The sequence below is a fragment of the Planktothrix sp. PCC 11201 genome, assembly GCF_900009135.1.
Classification (GTDB): Bacteria; Cyanobacteriota; Cyanobacteriia; order Cyanobacteriales; family Microcoleaceae; genus Planktothrix.
In genome coordinates, this window is the sequence record NZ_LT797772.1 from 1 (window position 1) to 1,641 (window position 1,641).

The window sequence follows — 1,641 nt, forward strand, 5'->3', positions numbered from 1 at the left end:
ACGATGGTTTCAATTCGGAATGAATGCCAACGGGTATCTATTCCCTTGGCCATACAGTTCCCCCAAACATCAAATCACAGTGAGTATCTACCGCTACTTTCATTTCTTCAGAATTAGCGATCGCAATCTCCCACGTTGCCTTTTTGGATAAGCTACCGTGTTGACGCACTTCATCAGGGGTTAATCCCAGTGCGGTCGCTTTTGCTTTGAGTTCTGTCAGTGTCATAATTAAAATGCTCCTAGTTATTAGGGGTGAGTACCCACTGGATAAGTACAAGTCGCCAAACCAGGCTTGTCCGGTGGGTTTTGCTTTGCTTTTGAGTGTAACACAGTATTTATAAAGTGTTAATACTGTGTTACTATTAAATTGTGGAACATTAATATAGAGTTGTAAAGTATGACTTTTACTCAATCCGCCAAGGCTGTGCCAACAAACCTTTCTAAAACAATGGTCTATATGCCTGATGAGCTAAAAGAAGCATTGGTTAAATGGGCAAAAAGGGAAAACAGATCATTGTCTAACCTGATAGTCACCTTGCTACAGGAATCCGTAAAGAATGCGAAATCAAAGGACAATTAACCCACCATCACCCCCAAACACCAAACCCCCTGGCTAACTATCTATCAGGGGGTATTTTTTTGATTATTTTCACCGTGTAGGCCGTGTAAATGTTGTAATGCTTACGGGGTAAAGGTTACAAGCTATTTAAGGTAAAAATGGTTAGGGGGGTTGTGTAAGGTTGTGTAAGGGGGCCGTGTAAACCTCTAACCCTTATATATCAATACTTCCAACTTTCTTACACGGCCTACACAGCTATTTTAGTTAAATTTATTTGTGAGTTTGTTGTAAAAACAGCTCAAACCCTTTCACTGATTGAGTTCTACCAATTTATCCAGAGCTTTTCTGATTTCCTTTTTGATAGCACCCCCTGTGTTAGCAGGTAGGGTTAGGGCGTGGGTTAATGTGTCAATGGCGGCGGCTAATTCAGCTTGACGGTCATAACTACCCATGTCCAATTTGTGGGCATATTCTAAAACTTTGGGTGCAATCGCTTCTGGTAGTCGGTAGACTTTTACGGGTTTATTAACCCATTTTGGTTGACTTAATCCTTCAGTATTTGGATTGTAGTTAGGCATAACTTTTCTCAGTGTTTGCTACTGTTTACTGATATCAGTGTAACACTGATTCACTAGAGTAGTGTACTAAGTCTATCTTTCTATTTCTACAGTGTAGATTCTACTCTAGAGAATTTTATATTATCTACTGGTACTACCTATTCATGAGTCATAAGTTCTACTACTGCGATCGCCCCCAAACTTATAACAATTATCTATATAACCAAGTAGTGTTATTACTCAATATTCCCATTAGACTATAAGGGATATGAGTAAGTATTGAGTAGTTTGTGGGTAATGCGTTAAGCTAACACGCTACAAACTAGACTACAAGGGATCTTTTGTAACGAGTATGGAGGGACTCGAACCCCCGAAAAGACCTCAAAACCTTATTCTATCGTTCAGCAGTCTATCCAAAAATCAAACCCTAGAAAGGAATGGATAGAAAATGGATAGACCGGATAATGTCACTGTAGGGGGCTTTGTAACGTATGGGGATGTCTTAAAGCATTGGTTAGCTATTGA

At 39.7% G+C, this 1,641-nt stretch carries 3 protein-coding genes; 1 reads left to right on the forward strand and 2 read right to left on the reverse strand.

The features are described 5' to 3' along the window. Positions 1 to 37: 37 nt before the first annotated feature. On the reverse strand, positions 38 to 226 hold the full coding sequence (locus tag PL11201_RS25635; RefSeq protein ID WP_079681647.1) for a hypothetical protein: 189 nt from the start codon (positions 224 to 226) through the stop codon (positions 38 to 40). Positions 227 to 397: 171 nt separating this feature from the next. On the opposite strand from PL11201_RS25635, the gene PL11201_RS25640 reads away from it, so the two are divergent. Further along, entirely contained in the window at positions 398 to 580 is a 183-nt protein-coding gene (locus PL11201_RS25640; RefSeq protein ID WP_079681648.1) for a ribbon-helix-helix domain-containing protein, read from the forward strand. A gap of 287 nt (positions 581 to 867) precedes the next feature. Here the strand turns inward: PL11201_RS25640 and PL11201_RS25645 are convergent, their stop codons facing one another. Further along, positions 868 to 1,137 (reverse strand): hypothetical protein, encoded by a 270-nt coding sequence (locus PL11201_RS25645; protein WP_079681649.1) that lies wholly within the window; start codon positions 1,135 to 1,137, stop codon positions 868 to 870. Positions 1,138 to 1,641: the final 504 nt, after the last annotated feature.

Coding starts and splice junctions, on each gene's coding strand:
- PL11201_RS25640 (WP_079681648.1), top strand. CDS start 398: ATGACTTTTACTCAATCCGCCAAGGCTGTGCCAACAAACCTTTCTAAA.
- PL11201_RS25645 (WP_079681649.1), bottom strand. CDS start 1,137: ATGCCTAACTACAATCCAAATACTGAAGGATTAAGTCAACCAAAATGG.
- PL11201_RS25635 (WP_079681647.1), bottom strand. CDS start 226: ATGACACTGACAGAACTCAAAGCAAAAGCGACCGCACTGGGATTAACC.